Source organism: Arthrobacter sp. PvP023, from assembly GCF_017832975.1.
Classification (GTDB): domain Bacteria; phylum Actinomycetota; class Actinomycetes; order Actinomycetales; family Micrococcaceae; genus Arthrobacter.
This window is the reverse complement of record NZ_JAFIBI010000001.1, coordinates 3,625,034-3,644,327: the sequence shown is the minus strand read 5'-3', so window position 1 is coordinate 3,644,327 and position 19,294 is coordinate 3,625,034. Positions and strand designations below refer to the sequence as shown.

The following is a 19,294-nucleotide window of genomic DNA, read 5'->3' as shown; positions in this document are numbered from 1 at the left end:
CTGCGGCATACCGCGGAATCGACCCCAGGAATCGAGTAGATCCATGAAAACCGAGAGCCCCCAACGCTTCGTCAACCGCCGCGGGCGGTGGGCGGCAAGAACCGTCACGATTCTGAGCGCCATCGCCATGGCCGCGGCAGGCCTCGCTGGCTTGGCAGCGCCGGCGAATGCAGCAGGACCCACAGTTGTCTCGCTGACTTTCGACGACGGCAATGCTGATCAGCTGACTGCCGCGGGGCTGCTCAATAGTTATGGCATGAAAGGTACCTTCTTTGTGCCGTCCGGATTCGTCAACAACCCTGGGTATATGAGCGTTGCTGACCTTCAGGGACTGCAGGCCGCAGGCCACGAGATCGGCGGCCACTCCGTAACGCATCCGGACCTGACCACCCTCCCGGCAGATGAGGCCACGCGACAGGTGTGCAACGACCGTGTCAACCTGACCAACTGGAACCTGCGGGTGACGAGCTTCGCCTACCCGTTCGCGGCCGAGAATGCCACTGCCCAGAGCATCGTCCGCGACTGTGGATACAACAGCGCCCGCGGCTTGGGCGACATCAAGACACGGTTCAGTTGTTCAGGCTGTGCGCTTGCCGAGAACATTCCCCCGGCGAATCCGTATGTCACAGCGGCCCCGGACCAAGTTGACACGTCGTGGCGGCTCGCCGACCTCCAGACCTCGGTTACCCAAGCGGAGCCTGCAGGCGGCTGGGTGCAGCTGACATTCCACCACGTAGCTGCCTCTAGCACGGATCCGCTGAACATCACGCCTACCGTGCTTAATCAGTTCCTCGCCTGGCTGAAAGCCCGCCCGGCCACCACCACGGTCAAGACAGTGGACCAGGTCATCGGTGGAACAGTAAAACCTGCAGTTTCTGGCCCGGCAGTCCCGCCGCAACCCAGCAGCGGCAACCTGGTCAAGAACTCGAGCGTAGAGACGCTGGTCAGTAATGCTCCCCAGTGCTGGCAGCAGGGCGGTTACGGAACGAACACGCCAGCGTTCTCAATCGTCACCCCGGGCCATACCGGCACCAGGGCGGCCCAGCTGAGGGTTACGAAGTATGTCAACGGGGACGCCAAATGGCTGCCGTCACTTGATCTGGGCGGGTGCTCCCCGACGGCGACAGCTGGGCATACTTATAATTTGGGGGCGTGGTATAAGTCCACAACGAACACTCAGTTCGCCCTCTACTACCGGACCGGCCTCGGATCCTGGGTGTATTGGACCTCGAGCCCGTGGTTTGCCCCGGCCACAACCTTTCAGAAGGCCAGCTGGACAACGCCGCCGCTGCCTACCGGCGCCAGCGGTATCAGCTTCGGACTCAACCTCTTCAGCAATGGGACACTGATTACCGACGATTACGAGCTGATCGACACGGCTACGGCCCCGCCTCCGCCACCGCCTGCGGCCGGCACGAACCTCGTACAGAACCCAGGCCTGGAAACGGCGGGCAGCGGAGGGTTCCCGCAGTGCTGGCAGGCGGGCGGTTTCGGCTCCAATACGCCGCGGTTCACCACGGTATCCACGGGAGCACGGTCCGGCACGAAAGCCGAGGAGCTCAACATAACCAACTATGTGAGCGGCGATGCGAAGCTCCTGCCGTCCATGGACGCAGGATCGTGCTCACCGCCCGCCATCGCCGGCAAGACGTACTCACTGCGGGCTTGGTACAGGTCTACTGCGGTGACTCAGTTTGCTATCTATTACCGCAATTCCAGCGGCGCATGGGTTTATTGGACATCAGGACCGTGGCTGCCCGCTTCGGCGACCTACACGCAGGCAAGCTTCACCACTGCGGCATTGCCCGCCGGAGCGACCGCGATCAGCTTCGGTCTCAGCCTGTTCAGCAACGGCACGCTGACAACGGACGACTACGCCATGTACGACACGGTAGGAGCCCCGGCACTGTGATCGCCGTCTATATTGTCCTGGTTCTGGGAGTCAGCACCATATTCTGGTCATTCGTCGGCCTGATGCGTCTGGTCAACGAGCAGTACACGCGGCGCGTGGCACTGGGACCTCCGCTGTCCGGGCGCGCGCTGGGCCTCCTTCGGAGGTGGCCGCTGGCAAACCGGATCGGCTCCAGTGTTCATGGGGCCCACGCGCTGCCGGAGCCGCGGTCGCACCGTGGGCAGCTGCACCGTGCGCACGGAAGGCATCGTGCTCACGGGGAGCGGATCATGCCGGCGGACGTGGCTGTGCTGGTAGCCGCCCACAACGAAGCCTTGGTCATAAGTGAAACCATCCGGGCAGCATCGGTGCTGGTCCCGTTACGGAACATACACGTCATCTCGGACATGTCCTCTGACGACACTGCCGCCATTGCACGCAGGGCGGGGGTCAAGGTGCTGGAACTGGAGCCAAACAGAGGAAAGGCCGGAGCCTTGGCCGAAGGTATTTCATACTTCGATCTTTGCCGAAAATTCAAAGTCGTTATGATGCTCGACGCTGACACCCGCCCCACGCCGGACTACTTGGATACCGGACTGCCGCTGTTCTCGGATGCTTCCGTTGTGGCGGTTGCGGGACGGGCCAAATCGATCATGATGCCCCCCGCCCCGACGGCCTTGGGTCGGTTCCTTGTGGCGTATCGGGAGCGGCTCTACATCGTAGTGCAGCTCTTGCTCAAGTACGGTCAGGCGGCGAGAGGCGCGAACGTTGTTTCCATCGTCCCCGGCTTTGCCAGTATGTACAGGACCAGTGCGCTGGAACAGATCCGGGTGCTGGCCCCAGGACTGGTTATTGAGGACTTCAATATGACATTCGAGGTCCATGCAAAAAAGTTGGGGAGGATCGCGTTCCATCCATCTGCAGCAGTCGCCTACACCCAGGATCCCGACAACCTCCAAGACTACACCCGGCAGGTGCGTCGGTGGATTCTGGGGTTCTGGCAAACGGTTCGGAGGCACCGCATGCAGGCAGGGAAATTCTGGTTCGTGCTGGTTTTCTATATTTTTGAACTCGTTGTCAGCTGCATTTTCTTCGTGTTGCTCATTCCGGTCTTCATGCTGTCGTCGGTGGCGGCCATGCAAGTCCGCGAGTTCGGTCCCAACTCCGACGCCTTTGTGTTTCTCGCGGGGCTCTTGCGGCCTCAGGACCTACTTCTGGGCGTATTCTTGCCGGATTTAGTCCTGACAGTGATCGCCGCCACAGCCCTTCGGCGCCCGGGCATCCTGCTCATGGCACCACTTTTTCCCTTGATGCGAATCCTCGACTCAATTATTTGCCTGATGGTATTGCCCAAGGCGTTTTCTTCCGCTTCGTCGGGAGTGTGGGTCAGTCCGATTCGTCGGATCCAATCCGAGGGGCTCGAGTTGGAAGCGACAGCGGGCGCCGGCGCATCCAGATAAATGGAACAATGCCGCCGGAGACGGAAACGCCCCTCCCGCAGGACACTGTGGTCCTGCGGGAGGGGCGTTCAGGTTTCGGCGTTCAGGATTCTGCGCAGACAAGCGCTGTTGTTACCAGCTGACACCCGACGTGGTTTCGACGTTCAGCCACGGTCCGGCGGGAACATCTGCGCGGTCAACAAACCTCCACGAGACGTGATCGCCGCTACCGTCCAGTTCGGCGAAGCCGAGGCAACCGTTCAGCGCAGGGGAAACATCCATTCCTGCGCCCTGCGTACCGTCGGCGGAGAAATCGGTGTTTGCCGGGCGGGCGTCGGCCGCGCCGAAGACGTAGTTCGCGTCATGGTATTCGGAACCGCTGGAAGGACCGGCATCCTCAATCTGTCCATAGCAGACGTTGCCGTTGGGTCCGGTCATCTGGACCCACCGGTTCTTCATGTACGAATAGCTGCCATCCGCGCAGTGGTCGACACCTGTGGCGGCGTTGTCCGCGGCGGCCCACGGGATGACCTGGCAGCGCTGCTGGAACGCGACGCTGTCGTTGACGTCGTCGTAAGGCAGGTCGAGGTAGAAGGGGTTCTCAAGCGGCGCGGGCTGGTTCTTGGGGAAGTACCCGTTGGAGGCATCGCGTGCTTCCGTGGCGCAAGTGAACGAACTTCCCGAGCCGGAGCTCACGCCGTCGCAGCCGCCGTAGATGCTGCCGGGGCAGCCGGAGGCAGTGGCGGGAGTAGTGCCGGCGTTGATGCCGGTGTGCTTGAAAGCCCACTGGCCGTTGTACGTCGAGCAGACCTGTGAACCGTCTGCAAGGTTGGCGTTGAAGATTTCGCCCACCCAGAAGGTAGTGCTCACGACGTTGGTGTGCAGGGGGTACTTGTTGGCTGCCGGCGCGGCTACGGGCTCAGCTGCGGCTACGGCCACCGGTGCGGGAGCCGCGACGGCAGGTTCGGGTGCGGAAACCGCGGCGGGCGCCGGTTCCTTGACGGGCGACGCAGCCGGTGTCGAACTCGGTGACGGTGTTGCCTTCGGGGTTACCTGCGATGCTTCTGCGCTGGCTGACGAGGGACTGGCGGAGGCCGACGGGCCGGGCGCCGATTGGGCGGCACAGCCTGCGGTCAATACTCCGATGAGGAGAATCAACACGGCCATGATGGGCGTGGTCATGCGTTTCATTTTTTTGGGATACATATCTGTTGGGGACATTAACAGGGTTGGCAGGTACCCAATGAGGGCACGCCAAGCACGGGTCATGACCGCCAGATCGGCGCGGCAGTGGCCGCGCCCAGAATCGATGCTGATAGTGAAATCAGCTGAGCCGCTTACTCCCCAGAAGCAGACAGCGGGACCGTCAAGAGACCCGTAGAGACCGTTAACACCCGCTCCACATTACACGGATGCCTGTGAGTAGCCCGAACGGGCCCGAGAGCAACGGTCCGGCATATTCGAGTAGTCACTACTCACGCCAGCGCGAGCGGTGGCTAGGTAGCGTAGGAGTTGCTAATGCCGGCAGATGGTTGGGGGCGGTCCGGAACTTCACGCTCCGCGGCTAAGGAATCGACGCAACCATGGACGTTAGGGCAGGAAATTCAGCTTTGCCCCCAGTCATTCGTGTGGCCGAACTGCGGGCCGCAATCAATGCCCTCTCCAACTCAGAGAGCTCGGGCGTCATCATTACCGGCGCTGCCGGCTCGGGCCGGACCAGGCTTCTTGCCGCCGCAGCGGAAACGCTCTCCGGACGGCTCACCGTCATTGTCCACAGCGTTCCCCGGTCCTGCCGCCGGATGAAGTTCGGCATCGGCAGTGTGCTGGCGCCGGCGTTGCCTGCGAATTCCAAGGTGTCGCCACTGAACATCGTCCGGGCGTGCCGCGATGCGCTGCGCAGCCAGGACCCGGGGGCTAACGGGATCCTGATGGTCCTGGACAATGTGGACCACCTGGACGGAACGTCCCTCTGGGTTCTCAACCAGCTTCTCGCGGAACCGGACATCAAGATGCTGGCAAGCCACCGCTCGGACCGGCAGTTGCAGATGGAGCTGATGGAGTCGGTGGTGGCCCGGCAGCTGTCCATTGTGGAACTGGAGGACCTGACACCGGACCAGCTCCGTACTTTCCTCGAGCACAGGCTTCCGGCCCGGCCTGACCGCAGCCTGGTGCGCGACGTTCTCGCCGCAGCGGGCGCCAATGCGCTCACTGCGAGCTGGCTGGTGGACGAAGCGTTGGCGGACGGCCGGATTGTGCAGCGCGGGGACAGCTGTGTGATGGTCCGGCCGCCGGACCTGGCGGAAGGACGCCAATTCGACCTGGCCCGACGGCGGATCGAGGCGCTTCCGCCGGACCAGCGCCAGGTGGTTGACTTCCTGGCGGCCGCGGATCCGGCTCCGCTTTCCGTGCTCGCCCGGACCGTGCCGCCGACCGCCCTGGCCGCGTTGGAACGGGGCAACTTCATCCGGCTCCAAATCAGGAGCGACGGCGGGGCCGACGTCACGCTGAACCACGAGGTCGAGGCCACTGCTGCCCGGCATTATCCGGGCGGGGCCGGACCGCTGGACCTCGGCCGTGAAGCGGACCTGCACGGCTGGGGGCTGGGCGTCCCACGGAGAGCGGGGGAGGAACCGCTGTGGGATCTTTTTCGGCGGGTGGAAGCCGCACTGGATGCCGGCACGGCTGTCGCTGACCTGGACCTCCTGGCGGTGGCCACCACCGCCAACAACCTCTATGACAGCGACCGCGCCCAAAAGGCGGCCGAAGCGATCAAGGCACCCGAACTCCAGCTCATGGCGCAGACGGAGGCGGCCCGGGCGCTGTTCCATGCCCACAAGTACGGCCGGAGCGCTGAGGTTCTTCGAGGCCTTGTCGAGAACACCCCGGCTGTGCTGAGCATGGAGTTCGCGCGGGCAGTGGGCCTGCTCCTCCAAGCCCTCATGCCCACGAATCCGGGCCGGGACGCACTTCAGTCCGTACTGGACAGTGCACGGAAGCGGCTGGCCATGGCGGCAACTGCGTCCGTCGGTGATACCGCTGCCGACACTTACCAGAATGCCGTCCAGGATGAGCTGGATGTCCTGCAGCTCTACCTGGAGTCACGGGAGGGAACCTGGCCCAGCCCGGGCGGGGAGCTCTTCCACCGGCTTTGCCCTGCCGGTTTCTGCGACGGCGGCCAGCCGCCGGGTCCGGATGATGCGCCGGGTACCCATGCGGGCATCCTGCTTCTGGCGCTCGCTTCACAGGGGCTGTCCGTGCGGGGGAAGTCCGCTGACGCCGTCGCGCTTTCCACCCGGGCGCTTAACGCCGTGGACCGCCTGCCGCGATGCAGCGTCGATTTCCACTCGACAGTGCTCACCATCCACGCGTCCAACCTGACCCGGTTGGGCGAGGGACCTGACGCCGGGAGTGCGGACAAGCGGCCCGGCCGCAACAAATGGATGAGCTACCCGGGCGGCCCGCTGCAACTTTTCCGGGCCATGATGTTCTGCCGGCAGTCTGCCGGGCACGCCGCTGGGCGAGCGAGCGGCGGCGCGGACGCCGGAACAGCAGGTGACCCTGAGGACCTGCTGGCACTCACCCTGGCCGCGCAGGCAACGGCGGAGTGGCTGACCTGGGACCTGGCGCAGCTGCCAGGCGCCGGGACCGCCGCGGCAGACGAGCGGCAAGCGGACAACCGGCAAGCGGACAATCCGCGAGCGGACAACCGGGCAGGGGACGGCGACGTCGCGGCGAGGCTGGCTGAAACCTACGCATCGGTGGCACGTCCGGCCGTAATGGGCGCCGCAGGTCCACCGCAGCGGGCGCCCCGCAAGCCGGCCATGGCGACGGGTGGCGGCAGGGGCCGCCGGGCACGTGAACTGCTGAACCTCGGAGTCGCAGCAAGGCCGGATGGCGCGGCATTTGAACAATCGACCGACGGGCCGCCGGACTGGCGGTGGTCGAGCGACGGGAACAGCGGACCGGCCGCTGATGCCGCCAAGCTGTCCCAAAGGGAACGCGAAGTGGCCGTACTTGTTGTCACCGGCATGGGGAGTGCGGGCGTAGCGGCGGAACTCGGCATCGCCGTGAACACGGTAAACGCGCATTTGCAGCGGATCTACGGCAAGCTGGGCGTTTCCCGGCGCCAGGAGCTGGCTGAACTCTGGAACAGCCTGGACGGCGCGGGGCGGTGACGGCCCGTGCGGAACCGGCGCCGGGCAATAGTGGGACAATTGAGGAGTAGCACCGCGGATGCAAGCGGTGTGCCTGCCCGTGGCGGCGAGCCGTCGGCAGGTCTTGCCTATCTAGGAGCTCCAGTTTGGTCATGGTATCCACTCCCGCTACCGCAGACACCCAGGTCGCGCTAAGTGATGTCGAAGTCCTGCGTATCCGCAACGACTTCCCCGTCCTGGACCAGGAAGTCAACGGCAGGCCCCTTGTCTACCTGGATTCCGGCGCCACGTCACAGAACCCCCGAAGCGTGCTCGAAGCCGAGCAGGAGTTCTACGAACTGAGGAATGCCGCGGTGCACCGCGGTGCCCACCACCTTGCCGTCCAGGCCACCGACGCCTTCGAGGATGCCCGTGCCACCGTGGCCGGCTTCGTCGGCGTGGCCGACGACGAACTGATCTGGACTGCGAACGCCACCGCCGGGCTCAATCTCCTCGCATACGCCTTCTCGAACGCCAGTGTCGGCACCGTCCGGAGCGAGGCCGGCCGTTTCGCCCTCGGCCCCGGGGACGAGATCGTGGTGACGGAAATGGAACACCACGCGAACCTGATTCCCTGGCAGGAGCTCTGCCGGCGCACCGGTGCCACCTTGAAATTCATCCCCATCGACGACGACGGCGCGTTGCGGCTTGAGGAGGCGGCGCGGCTTATCACCGGGCGCACCAAGGTCCTGGCGTTCACCCATGCGTCAAATGTGCTCGGAACGATCAATCCGGTGGCCGAGCTCGTGCGGCTGGCCCGGGCTGCAGGAGCCCTCGTTGTGCTGGACGCCTGCCAGTCGGCGCCGCACCTGCCCTTGGACTTCAAGGCCCTTGACGTGGACTTCGCTGTTTTCTCCGGCCACAAGATGCTGGCGCCCACGGGGATCGGCGGCGTGTACGGGCGGCGCGAATTGTTGAATGCCATGCCTCCGTTCCTGACCGGGGGCTCCATGATCACGACCGTGACGATGGAAAAGGCCGAGTATCTTCCGGCGCCCCAGCGGTTCGAGGCCGGCACCCAGCCCATCTCGCAGGCTGTGGCGCTCGCAGCAGCCGCCAACTACCTGCGCGAAACCGGCATGGAACGAATCGCCGGCTGGGAAGCCTCCCTCGGCCAGCGGCTGGTCACCGGTCTGAGCGCCATTGACGGAGTCCGGGTCGTGGGACCCGCTCCCGGCGTGGAACGGCTCGGCCTGGCAGCCTTCGATGTGGCCGGCGTGCATGCACACGACGTCGGGCAGTACCTGGACAGCATGGGCATCGCCGTCCGCGTGGGTCACCACTGCGCACAACCGCTCCATCGCAGGCTGGGCCTGACCGCCACCACGCGGGCGAGCACCTATTTGTACAACACGACGGACGAAGTGGACCTGCTGCTCGAGGCTGTGGCCCAGGTCCGGCCCTACTTCGGCGTAGAAGGCACGGGGGCATCCAAATGAGCGCCCTGGACGCGATGTACCAGCAGCTGATCCTGGAGCATGCAAAAACCCGCAGCGGGGCTGACCTGACGGCCGATGAAGCCACGGTGACGCCTGATCAGGCGGGAGTAGGGCAGTGTCACCAGCTCAATCCGGTGTGTGGCGACGAAATTACGCTGCGTCTGGAACTTGAGGCCGCGGGGAACCCGCCGACAGTGAAGGGAATCCACTGGCATGGTGACGGCTGCGCCATCTCAATGGCCTCGGCCTCAATATTGAGCGAATTGTCCGAGGGGGCGTCGCCGGACGAGCTCAGCGAAATGATCGGCCATTTCCGGGAGCTCATGCGTTCGCGGGGCCGGCTGGAGCCTGATGAGGAAATCCTGGGTGATGCGGCGGCCCTGGCCGGAGTGGCAAAGTACCCGGCCAGGGTGAAGTGCGCCATGCTGGCGTGGGTGGCTGCCGAGGACGCGCTGCGGCAGGCCGTAGCCACCAGCCGCTAGGTCTTACCGGACTCCGGATGCTCATCGTCCGCGAGCGTGGAATGGTGCTGGACGTAGTCCTCGATGGCATGCTCGGGGACCCTGTAGGAGCGGCCAAACCGTACGGCGGGGAGGTCGTGCGCCTTGACGAGGCGGTATACGGTCATCCGTGACAGCCGCATGACTTCTGCTACCTCGGAAACGGTCAGGAAACGGGTATTTGAAAAACCTTCAGCGGCCACTTTTCTCAGCTCTCCTGGGACGTAGTTCAATCCTGAGGACGTACTTCAATCCTGAGACAAACGTCGCTGAGCCGATCGCCAATCCTATGGCTACCTTATGGCATGGTGAGCAAGATGTGAAGAGCGCGCCGCAATGGGTATAAAGACAAGTAGTGGCCACTCTAGTGGCGTGGAGGCAGGGCCGGTAACTTCTTTATATGGTTGATATCCAGGACGAAACTGAGTGGCGGCAGACGCAACGCAGGATTCACAGGGCGGAAATTCTCTGCGTTGTAGCACTAGTGGTGCTCACCGCGCTCACGATCGTTGCCGGCTATTCCAACTTTGTCCGGTAATTGCGTAGGGAATGTCGCTCGGAACGGGAAGAAAATAGAACTCCGACAGGTGGGGACCCGCCGGAGTTCTGTGTAATAGTGGCTAGATTCGAATATTAGTGGGGAAATGCGACTATTACCCACGCGATAAGACCCAATAGGGTGATAGCGAAATACAACGACCAGTTTCTGCGGTCTATCTTACGGTGGCTTCCGTGCCAAATCCGTTCCATATCGTTCGCGTCCATGTCTGAAATTTACGGCTTATCACATTCAGATAACAGCGTGTCCGCCACCTCATCTACGCCCCCCTCCTACTCCATTTGCCGCGCCGGGTACTCGAGTGGCCGGCTACCCGACCAATCCGGCGATGCCGATTGCCGCCGTGGCGGCGCCAAGCACCAGTGAGACGGACACCAGGACGACATGGACCGTGAGGAACCTGGTAGCCTTGCCGGCCGAGTCGCGTGATCTCGGATCCTGCATCACACGCTTGAGGAACTGAGGCCAGACCACCAGGGACCAGGCACCGGCAATGACCAGGACCCAGGCCAGGGCAACGGGAAGCTGCACGGGTTAGTGGCTTTCCAGCCAGGCCTGCGCCTGCTGTGACTGGATGTTCAGGGCCTTGCCCACCATGGGCTCCGCAGCATCGGCAATCTTGCCGCCCAGGAACGGAACCGAGGACGTCACATTGCCCTCGAGCTCCACGCGGGTGCTGCCGCCGTCGGCCACCAGCCGCTGCACGGCGCTGACGTCCAGCGGGGCACCTGCGATCTTCAGGCTGATGTTGCTCTGCCGGGAGCCGTCGGCGGCAGGGGCTTCCCAGGTCTCAAGCTGGGTGACGGTCAGGCGCTCGCCCACGAATTTGCGGGCAATTTCCGGCAACCGGGTGGTGGGCAGGGTGCGCACCGAGGTGGTGCTGAAAGCGCCGGCAACATCGCCGTCGACCTTGAACGATTCAAGGGTTCCGCCCACCAGTTCACTGGTGTGGCGCTGGAAGTCTTCATTGGCGAACACAGCCGTTACGCGGTCAACGCTGTGCGGCAGGGTGGTGGAAGCACTCAGTGCCATTGTTCCTCCATGGGGGTTGGGGGTATGGGGCATCGGTTTTTGCCTCCCACATCCTATGCGGTGGACCCTGCGGACTCCGATTCGGCTTCCGCCAGCTTTTGCGCAGCTGCCGTGATGTTGTGTGACATCGCCGGAAAAATGACGCTGTGAAACGGCAGTACGGCGAGCCAGTACAGCTTGCCGCTGAGCCCCTTCGGGAAGAAGATGGCGCGCTGGCGGTACCGGCTGCCCGTGCCTTCCGGTTCCACTGACAGCTCCAGCCACGCACGGCCGGGGGCGCGCATTTCCGCGCGGAGCCGCAGCAGTCGGCCGCGCTCAATCCGCTCTGCGCGCCACCAGTCCACTACTTCGCCCTCGGCTAGCAGGTGGGGGTGCCGGCGGCCGCGGAGCAGCCCGGCGCCGCCGGTCAGCTTGTCCAGCCAGCCGCGGACCTGCCATGCCAGCGGCAGGGAGTACCAGCCGTTGCGGCCCCCGATCCCCTCGATGATGGTCCAGACATACTTGGGGTCCACCGGGCTGGAATAGCTTCGCTCGTCGACATACACCCGGTAGCCGGCCCAGTCCGGGTCGCTCGGCAAGGGATCGGCGTCCGCGCCGGCGCTGGCCCAGGTGGTTTCCACCTGTGCGTCGCGTTCCTTGCCCAGGGCGAGGGACACGGCACGGCGGTAGGGTGTCAGGCCCCCCTCGGGCAGCGGTATGTAGTCGTCAATGTCGTGCTCGCGCGCCACTGCGTCGTGCTGGAGCGATTCGACGAGCGGGAGCGACATGGAGAGGGGGATGGGCGTGGTCAGGGCGACCCACATGCCGGCGAGTTTCGGTGCCGGAATGGGCAGGGCCAGCACCACGCGGTAGGGCAGGCCGGCCTCGGCCGCGTACTCCTTCATCATTCCGGCGTAGGTGAGGACCTGCCGGCACCCGATGTCGAAAGTGCGGTTAATGTGCCCTTCCAGGGACGCCGCGGCAACGAGATAGTAGAGCACGTCCCTGACGGCGATCGCCTCAATCCGGTTCCGCACCCAGCTCGGCGCGGGCATCAGGGGAAGGGTCTCCGAGAGGTGCCGGATCATCTCGAAGGACGCCGAACCGGATCCGATCACCACGCCCGCCTGGAACACGACTGCGTCCACCGGACTCGCGAGGAAGACCTTGCCCACGGCCTCGCGGGAGCGCATGTGGGTTGAGAGTTCCGCCCCTTCCGGGTGCAGGCCGCCGAGGTAGACGATCCTCTCCACCCCGGCGTCTTCCGCCGCCTTCGCGGCGGTCTCCGCCATGGCCTTCTCTTTGGCTTCGAAGCCGGTACCGGTGGCCATTGAGTGGACCAGGTAATAAAGTACGTCGACGCCGTCCAGCGCCTCCCGGAGCATGTCGCCGTCGTCGAGGCTGCCCTGGATGACCTCCACCTTGTCCAGCCACGGAACGCCGGCGATCTTCGCCGGAGTCCGGACCACGACTTTCACGGTGTGTCCGGCCTCAAGGAGACGGGGGACCAGCCGCCCGCCGATATAACCGGTGGCACCGGTGACAAGCACGGTTTTCGGGATGCCGTTCATGTGAATCTCCTTGGAACGAAAGCGGAGTGCGTCGGTGCACAGCCAGCTTAGCAATCCAAGTTTTTCCAAAGGACGCTGACCGATGCTGGGGCCATTCAGTGAACCGGGCGACCACGTTGAGGCGGGAGCCGGTACGAATTCGATGGAGGGAAAAGTCATGGCTAAACATCGCAAGTCCCGAAAGGGGGACGGCATGCCCCATCCTCAGGGCCCGGCGGCCGGCGTGGCCCGCAAGGTCACCGCCGGTGCGCTGGCCCTTCTGATCGGGGCGGGGGTTGTCCCCTCAGTTCTGGCACCAGCGGTTTCCGCGGCTCCGACGGGCCAAGGGTTCACACTCAATGCCGGCGATATGCGGTTCATTCTCAAGCAGATCAAAATCGCCGAAAACAACGCCACCAAAGAGGACGCCCAGGGGGACGACGTTCCCGGCCAGCCGCTCCTGGGCGACGGCCCCAACCAGGTGGCCAGCCCGTTGTTGCCTTACGGACTGCGGACCGTGGACGGTACAGACAACAACCTGGTTGCCGGCCAAAACGGCTACGGTTCCGCCAGCCGTGAGTTCCCCCGGCTGTCTGACCCGGAATGGCGCATGTCGTCCGGCGGTCAGAACTACGAATCCGTTAACGCCAATGTCACCGATAACGGCCCGCGGTTCGTCAGCAACGTCATCGTGGACCAGACCGCCACCAACCCCGCGGCTGTAGCCGCGGCCGGCAAGGCGCACCGCACGGTCAACGACGGCCCCACGGCCGTGCCCTGCGACGGCAACGGACTCCCGGAAAACTGCGTGCCCGAGGGAGAGACCCTCGACATTCCCAACGTCACCACGGACTTCGGCCTCTCACCGCCCTATAACGGCATGTTCGCGCTCTTTGGCCAGTTCTTCGACCACGGCGTGGATTTCACCAAGAAGACCAAGAACTACGTCATGATGCCGCTGTCCCCGGACGACCCGTTGTATGTTCCGGGCGGGCGCACCAACTTCATGCTGCTGAACCGGGCGGAGAACCAACCCGGTCCTGACGGCGTCCTGGGAACGGCGGACGACGAGCAGAACGCCACCAACACGGACTCTCCGTGGGTGGACCAGAGCCAGACGTACTCGTCGCATTCGTCCCACCAGGTGTTCCTGCGCGAATACACCCTGAATGAAAACGGTGATCCAGTGTCCACCGGCGAGCTCATCGAGGGCGAACCCGGCGGCATGGCAACATGGGCCCGCATCAAGGAACAGGCCCGGACCATGCTCGGGCTTGACCTGTCAGACGTTGATGTGGCGGACATTCCCAAGCTGGCCACCGACCAGTACGGACGGTTCCTGCGCGGGCCGAACGGACTCCCGCAGTACGAGACCGCTACCGGGCGGGTTGAAGGAAACCTGGCGGCTCCGGTGGCACCGCCGGCCAACGTGGAACGGATCGGCATCGCCTTCCTGGACGACATCGGCCACAACGCGGCGCCCTTCAACTCCCAGACCGGGGCCCCGCTGCAGCCGGACGACGACGCGGACGTCAACGGCGTCAACGAGCCGCGGCCGGCCGGCAGGTACGACGACGAGATGCTGGACAAGCACTTCGTTGCCGGTGACGGCCGCGTCAACGAGAACATCGGCCTGACGGCAATCCACCAGGTGTTCCACTCCGAGCACAACCGCCTGGTGGGCTACATGGAGGAGCTTCTCACTTCACAGAACCTCGACCTCAACGAATGGAAGCTTCCCAACGGGCAGTGGAACGGTGAACGGCTGTTCCAGGCGGCACGCTATGTGACCGAGATGGAGTACCAGCACATCGTGTTCGAGGACTTTGCCCGCAAGATCCAGCCAGGGATCAACGGTTTTAACGTCTTCACGCAGTCGGACACCGGCATCGACCCCGCGATCCACGCGGAGTTTGCCCACGCCACCTACCGGTTCGGCCACTCGATGCTCACCGAAACAGTGGACCGCAAGCTCAACGACGGCACGGATATCGGGATGCCGCTGCTGGACGCGTTCCTCAACCCGCCGGCCTACTACGAGAGCACTGCGGGTACCCTCAATCCCAAGCAGGCGGCCGGCGCCATCGCCATGGGCATGACGGACCAGGTTGGTGCGGAACTCGATGAATTCGTGACCGACACCCTGCGGAACAACGTCCTCGGCCTGCCCCTGGACCTTGCATCGCTGAACCTTGCCCGCGGCCGGGATACGGGCATCCCGTCCCTGAACAACTTCCGCACCCAGCTGTACGCCAGCACCGGCGAGTCCTCGCTGAAGCCCTACACTAGCTGGGTGGATTTCGGCCAAAACCTGAAGCACCCGGATTCCGTGGTCAACTTCATGGCTGCTTACGGCACGCATCAGACCATCAAGGCAGCAGTGTCCATCACGGACAAGCGCGCAGCGGCCCAGCGGCTGTTCGACATGGACACCGCTGACCCTGCCACTCCCGCGGACTCCTACGACTTCGTCAACAGCGCCGGAGCCTGGGCATCGCAGCCCAGCGGCCTGAACAACGTGGACCTGTGGGTGGGCGGCCTCGCGGAGCGCCAGAACCTCTTCGGCGGGCTCCTGGGCTCCACGTTCAACTACATCTTTGAACGTCAGATGACGGACCTGCAGGACGGGGACCGGCTGTACTACCTGTCGCGCACCTCGGGACTGAACCTCCGCACGCAGCTGGAAGGCAACTCGCTGGCAGAGCTGATCATGCGCAACACGGATGCGGAAGCCCTCAAGGCGGACGTCTTCGGCGTGGCGGACTGCGAGTTCGAGCTCGGCCGCATCACCGCCGGCACCGGAAACTCTCTGGCTGACGACCCGGCTTCCGCCTGCGACGAATCCGCCCTCCTCATGAGGATGTCGGACGGCACCATCCGGTACCGCGTCAGCAACACTGTGGACCGTCCGGGCCTCAACGCCCAGTCCACCTTCAACGGCACCGCGCTCGGTGACCGGATCTGGGGCGGCATCGACAACGATACGTTCTGGGGCAACGACGGCCAGGACATCATCGAAGGCAACGACGGTGCCGACACTGTTCTTGGCGGTGACGGAAACGACCGGATCACGGACTCGCACGGCGATGACGTCCTGAAGGGCGGAAACGGAAACGACGCCATCGACGCCGGCCCGGGCCTGGACATCATCATGTCCGGAGATGGCGACGACTTCTCCAACGGCGGCCTCAACGGCAACGAGACGTTCGCCGGCGAAGGCAACGACCTGGTCCTTTCCGGCGACGGACCGGACACGGTGTTCGGCGGCGGCGGCGATGACTGGCAGGAAGGCGGCAACTCCAACGACCTGCTGCAGGGCGACAGCGGCGCACCGTTCTTCGACGACATCAACGCTCCGGGCCATGACGTCCTGACCGGCGGTTCCGGCGAAGACGACTACGACGCCGAAGGCGGCGACGACGTGATGGTCGCCGGCCCCGGCATCGAACGCAACCACGGAGTGTTCGGCTTCGACTGGGTCACGCACGCACGCTCGGTCGAACCGGCCGATTCGGACATGCGCCAGATCATCGTCGACGGACCGAACGCCCTCAAGGACCGTTTCCTCCTGGTCGAGGCCCTCTCGGGCTGGGACAAGGACGACGTGCTCCGCGGCGACGACGAGGTGCCGTCCGTGCCCAACACCGAAGTCAACGTCGAAGGCCTGAGCAACGAACTGGATGCAGCCGGTATTGCCCGGATCAACGGGCTGGCCAGCCTGCTGCCCGCGGGCGCCACCACTTTCGGAGCCGGCAACATCATCATTGGCGGCTCCGGCAGCGACCAGATCTGGGGCAACGGCGCCGATGACATCATCGACGGCGACAAATGGCTCAACGTCCGGCTCAGCGTCCTCGACGGACCGGGCGGCTCCGAGATCAGGACGGCCACGTCGCTGACCGAACTCCAGGCGGACATCATGGCCGGGTCCATCGACCCCGGCAACGTGAAGATCGTTCGGGAAATCCTCGCCAGCCCGGGCGAGGCCGACATCGACACGGCAGTGTTCTCCGGCGCCCGGAATGAGTACCAGATCAGCACCGTCGGGGGAGTCACCACCGTGGCCCACACCGGCGGAACCGGCGCCGACGGCACAGACCGGATCACCAACGTTGAACAGTTGCGGTTCACCGACCAGACCGTGAACCTCGTTCCGGCTGTCATCCAGGCTCCGGCCGCTCCGCTGATCGGAACGGCCGTGGCGGGAGACACCTCGGCGACGGTGGCTTTCACGGCACCGGCAGGCGGGTTCCCCGCTGACTCGTTCAGCATTGTGGTGCGCACCGGCACCACCGTGGTCAGGACCATCGACGGAGTTCCCGGCAGCGCCACCAGCCATCAGGTCACCGGACTGAGCAACGGTACGGCGTACAACTTCCAGGTCCGGGCGGTCAACTCAGCCGGCGAAAGCCCGTTGTCGGCGGCATCCAACGAAGTGACACCAAAGGTGGTCCTCACCGGGCCGGCCGCACTGGCTACGCCTGCGATCGCCGCAGTGGCAGCAAATACACCAAAGCTTGGCTCCGCCGTCGGACCCGTAACCTGCGGGTTGAAGAACAATGGTTGCTACCAGAGCTTCCAGGGCGGGGATGTGCACTGGACGTCTTCGACCGGGGCGCAGGCCACGTACGGCGCCATCCGTGTCCGGTGGGGGAGCCTTGGCTTTGAGAACGGGAAGCTTGGCTACCCGGTCTCGGGTGAGGTGTGCGGGTTGAAGAACAATGGTTGCTACCAGAGCTTCCAGGGCGGGGATGTGCACTGGACGTCTTCGACCGGGGCGCAGGCCACGTACGGCGCCATCCGTGTCCGGTGGGGGAGCCTTGGCTTTGAGAACGGGAAGCTTGGCTACCCGGTCTCGGGTGAGGTGTGCGGGTTGAAGAACAATGGTTGCTACCAGAGCTTCCAGGGCGGGGATGTGCACTGGACGTCTTCGACCGGGGCGCAGGCCACGTACGGCGCCATCCGTGTCCGGTGGGGGAGCCTTGGCTTTGAGAACGGGAAGCTTGGCTACCCGGTCTCGGGTGAGGTGTGCGGGTTGAAGAACAATGGTTGCTACCAGAGCTTCCAGGGCGGGGATGTGCACTGGACGTCTTTGACCGGGGCGCAGGCCACGTACGGCGCCATCCGTGTCCGGTGGGGGAGCCTTGGCTTTGAGAACGGGAAGCTTGGCTACCCGGTCTCGGGTGAGGTGTGTGGCCAGCCCGACGGCGGCTGCTTCCAGCGATTCCAGGGCGGGACTATCAACTACTCGCTAACGCGGGGTACGTATCTCTGATCGTGTTTCGCCCGGCTAAGGCAGGTCCCGGACATTCCGGGGCCTGCCTTTCCATTTGTCCACTTCTGCCATTTTCGCGCGGTTACCGACCACCTGTCACTTTGATTTACAGGACTACTTGCCAAGTGCATCCAGTACCTAGCCGACACATACTGCCCTACCTGAGGGCAACGCAATAGGTACCTGTCTTTTCCGCTCCCGAAAAGACAGGTATGTGAATGTCTTGGAGGCCTTTCTTAGCCGTGGCACGGTGGATTTGGAAAGCCGGACCGGGAGCATCGCACCGCTGCCTGGTCCTCGCGGAAGACGCGTAGTTAGCGTTTACCTGGGGAAAATGGAGAACATCGTGGGGACAACTCCTGAATTATCAACGTCAATATCTGTCCGATTGTTCGGAATGTTTGAAATCCGGCGCAACGGGGCACTGCTGGCGGCGTCTGACTTAGGCGGATGCAAACCGCGGCATATTCTGGAAGTACTGTTGCTGAATTTAGGCAGCCCACTATCCAAAAGCCGGATCCTGGAAATCCTGTGGGGCTCCAGCGCCGGCGGCGGAACGACTGCAACGCTGGAGAGCTACGTGTGCGGAATCCGGCGGGTGATCCAGCCGGGCAACACCAAGACGGGTCCGCTCCGCACGGCCAACGGCGGATATGTCCTGGATCCGGCGCTGGTGGACCTGGACCTGTGGACGTTCCGCCGGCTGGTGCGGGACGCCGGCCAGGCAGCTCCCCGGGACGCGTATGCCATGCTGACGGAGGCCCTGCAGCTATCCGCCGATCCGCTGCTCGGGTCAGAGCTGGCCTGCGACTGGGCCGATGAAGCCAGGACCCGGCTCAGCGCCGAACGGGTGGCCGCGCAGGTCCTGGCCGCAGAAACAGCAGTCCTGCTTAACCGGCCCGCGGAGTCCGTCTTCTGGGCGCAGTCGGCGGTGGCATCCGACCCCCTCAACGAACGGGCCTGGACCGTGCTGGTGACGGCCTACGAACTATCCGGGCTTCCGGCCGAGGGCCTGTCTGCGTATGCCCGGTGCCGAAGGATATTCGACCGGGACCTGGGCTGCGCGCCGGGTCCGGCCCTGCAGGCCGCGCACCTGCGGCTCCTGCGCCGGCACGCCGAGGCGGATGTGGAGCTGACAGAAGCCCTGGCTGCCCTGCTGTACCTGGGCGAGTCAATGAAGGGAACCCGCCGCGGACAGGAGACCGGCGCTGATCCCGTGTCCACCCGGGAGAACGCCGGACACATCCTTGATTCCTTTCTGCAGCGCGCCCGGGCCGCGGTCTGACGCCGGTCCGCACAACCATCTGCAGCGCGCCCGGGCCGCGGTCTGACGCCGGTCCGCACAACCAGTCGCACGCAGGCTCCGCGGTCGCGGTAGGCTGGGAAGACCCGGGATTCTCGCGAATTTCGGGTTTTCGTGTTGCCTGCTTTCCCGTG

At 64.4% G+C, this 19,294-nt stretch carries 12 protein-coding genes; 7 read left to right on the top strand and 5 right to left on the bottom strand.

Features of this window, described 5'->3' with window-relative positions:
• The first annotated feature begins 43 nt into the window (after positions 1-43).
• Together JOE31_RS16615 and JOE31_RS16610 are read left to right on the top strand one after the other, a co-directional pair.
• Complete coding sequence (locus tag JOE31_RS16615) at positions 44-1,912, top strand: polysaccharide deacetylase family protein (RefSeq protein ID WP_209746490.1); 1,869 nt, start codon at positions 44-46, stop codon at positions 1,910-1,912.
• The gene (locus JOE31_RS16610) at positions 1,909-3,351 is read left to right on the top strand and encodes a glycosyltransferase (protein WP_209746488.1); all 1,443 of its coding nucleotides are present in this window, start codon (positions 1,909-1,911) and stop codon (positions 3,349-3,351) included. Before JOE31_RS16615 ends, JOE31_RS16610 begins: the two co-directional genes overlap by 4 nt.
• Positions 3,352-3,462: 111 nt before the next feature.
• Here the strand turns inward: JOE31_RS16610 and JOE31_RS16605 are convergent, their stop codons facing one another.
• Positions 3,463-4,512, bottom strand: coding sequence for a hypothetical protein (locus JOE31_RS16605; RefSeq protein ID WP_245199228.1), 1,050 nt, complete (start codon positions 4,510-4,512; stop codon positions 3,463-3,465).
• 428 nt (positions 4,513-4,940) lie between these two features.
• Here JOE31_RS16605 and JOE31_RS16600 point away from each other — a divergent pair, with 428 nt between their 5' ends.
• The 3 genes from JOE31_RS16600 to sufU all read left to right on the top strand — a co-directional run bounded on the left by JOE31_RS16600 (position 4,941) and on the right by sufU (position 9,444).
• Positions 4,941-7,505, top strand: a complete 2,565-nt coding sequence (locus tag JOE31_RS16600) for a LuxR C-terminal-related transcriptional regulator (protein WP_209746483.1) — start codon at positions 4,941-4,943, stop codon at positions 7,503-7,505.
• Positions 7,506-7,630: 125 nt separating this feature from the next.
• Positions 7,631-8,962: an aminotransferase class V-fold PLP-dependent enzyme gene (locus tag JOE31_RS16595; protein ID WP_209746481.1), complete on the top strand. Its 1,332-nt coding sequence runs from the start codon at positions 7,631-7,633 to the stop codon at positions 8,960-8,962.
• Complete coding sequence (gene sufU, locus JOE31_RS16590; protein WP_209746479.1) at positions 8,959-9,444, top strand: Fe-S cluster assembly sulfur transfer protein SufU; 486 nt, start codon at positions 8,959-8,961, stop codon at positions 9,442-9,444. The genes JOE31_RS16595 and sufU overlap by 4 nt, the downstream gene beginning before the upstream one ends.
• On the opposite strand, the gene JOE31_RS16585 is transcribed toward sufU, so the two are convergent.
• The 4 genes from JOE31_RS16585 to JOE31_RS16570 all read right to left on the bottom strand — a co-directional run bounded on the left by JOE31_RS16585 (position 9,441) and on the right by JOE31_RS16570 (position 12,603).
• Positions 9,441-9,665: a helix-turn-helix domain-containing protein gene (locus JOE31_RS16585; RefSeq protein WP_209746477.1), complete on the bottom strand. Its 225-nt coding sequence runs from the start codon at positions 9,663-9,665 to the stop codon at positions 9,441-9,443. The two genes, sufU and JOE31_RS16585, sit on opposite strands and share 4 nt — an antisense overlap.
• Positions 9,666-10,330: 665 nt before the next feature.
• Positions 10,331-10,552 (bottom strand): SCO4848 family membrane protein, encoded by a 222-nt coding sequence (locus JOE31_RS16580; RefSeq protein WP_209746475.1) that lies wholly within the window; start codon positions 10,550-10,552, stop codon positions 10,331-10,333.
• 3 nt (positions 10,553-10,555) lie between these two features.
• Positions 10,556-11,053, bottom strand: coding sequence for a DUF2505 domain-containing protein (locus JOE31_RS16575; protein ID WP_209746473.1), 498 nt, complete (start codon positions 11,051-11,053; stop codon positions 10,556-10,558).
• Positions 11,054-11,106: 53 nt separating this feature from the next.
• Entirely contained in the window at positions 11,107-12,603 is a 1,497-nt protein-coding gene (locus tag JOE31_RS16570) for an SDR family oxidoreductase (protein ID WP_209746471.1), read from the bottom strand.
• A gap of 193 nt (positions 12,604-12,796) precedes the next feature.
• On the opposite strand from JOE31_RS16570, the gene JOE31_RS16565 reads away from it, so the two are divergent.
• On the top strand, positions 12,797-17,857 hold the full coding sequence (locus tag JOE31_RS16565; protein ID WP_245199227.1) for a peroxidase family protein: 5,061 nt from the start codon (positions 12,797-12,799) through the stop codon (positions 17,855-17,857).
• A 334-nt stretch (positions 17,858-18,191) separates the two neighbouring features.
• On the top strand, positions 18,192-19,142 hold the full coding sequence (locus tag JOE31_RS16560; RefSeq protein WP_280872951.1) for a BTAD domain-containing putative transcriptional regulator: 951 nt from the start codon (positions 18,192-18,194) through the stop codon (positions 19,140-19,142).
• Positions 19,143-19,294 lie beyond the last annotated feature (152 nt).

Bases quoted from the DNA above. Each gene is read 5' to 3' on its own strand.
- JOE31_RS16615 (WP_209746490.1), top strand. From the start codon at position 44: ATGAAAACCGAGAGCCCCCAACGCTTCGTCAACCGCCGCGGGCGGTGG.
- JOE31_RS16605 (WP_245199228.1), bottom strand. From the start codon at position 4,512: ATGACCACGCCCATCATGGCCGTGTTGATTCTCCTCATCGGAGTATTG.
- sufU (WP_209746479.1), top strand. From the start codon at position 8,959: ATGAGCGCCCTGGACGCGATGTACCAGCAGCTGATCCTGGAGCATGCA.
- JOE31_RS16575 (WP_209746473.1), bottom strand. From the start codon at position 11,053: ATGGCACTGAGTGCTTCCACCACCCTGCCGCACAGCGTTGACCGCGTA.
- JOE31_RS16570 (WP_209746471.1), bottom strand. From the start codon at position 12,603: ATGAACGGCATCCCGAAAACCGTGCTTGTCACCGGTGCCACCGGTTAT.
- JOE31_RS16565 (WP_245199227.1), top strand. From the start codon at position 12,797: ATGCCCCATCCTCAGGGCCCGGCGGCCGGCGTGGCCCGCAAGGTCACC.
- JOE31_RS16560 (WP_280872951.1), top strand. From the start codon at position 18,192: ATGGAGAACATCGTGGGGACAACTCCTGAATTATCAACGTCAATATCT.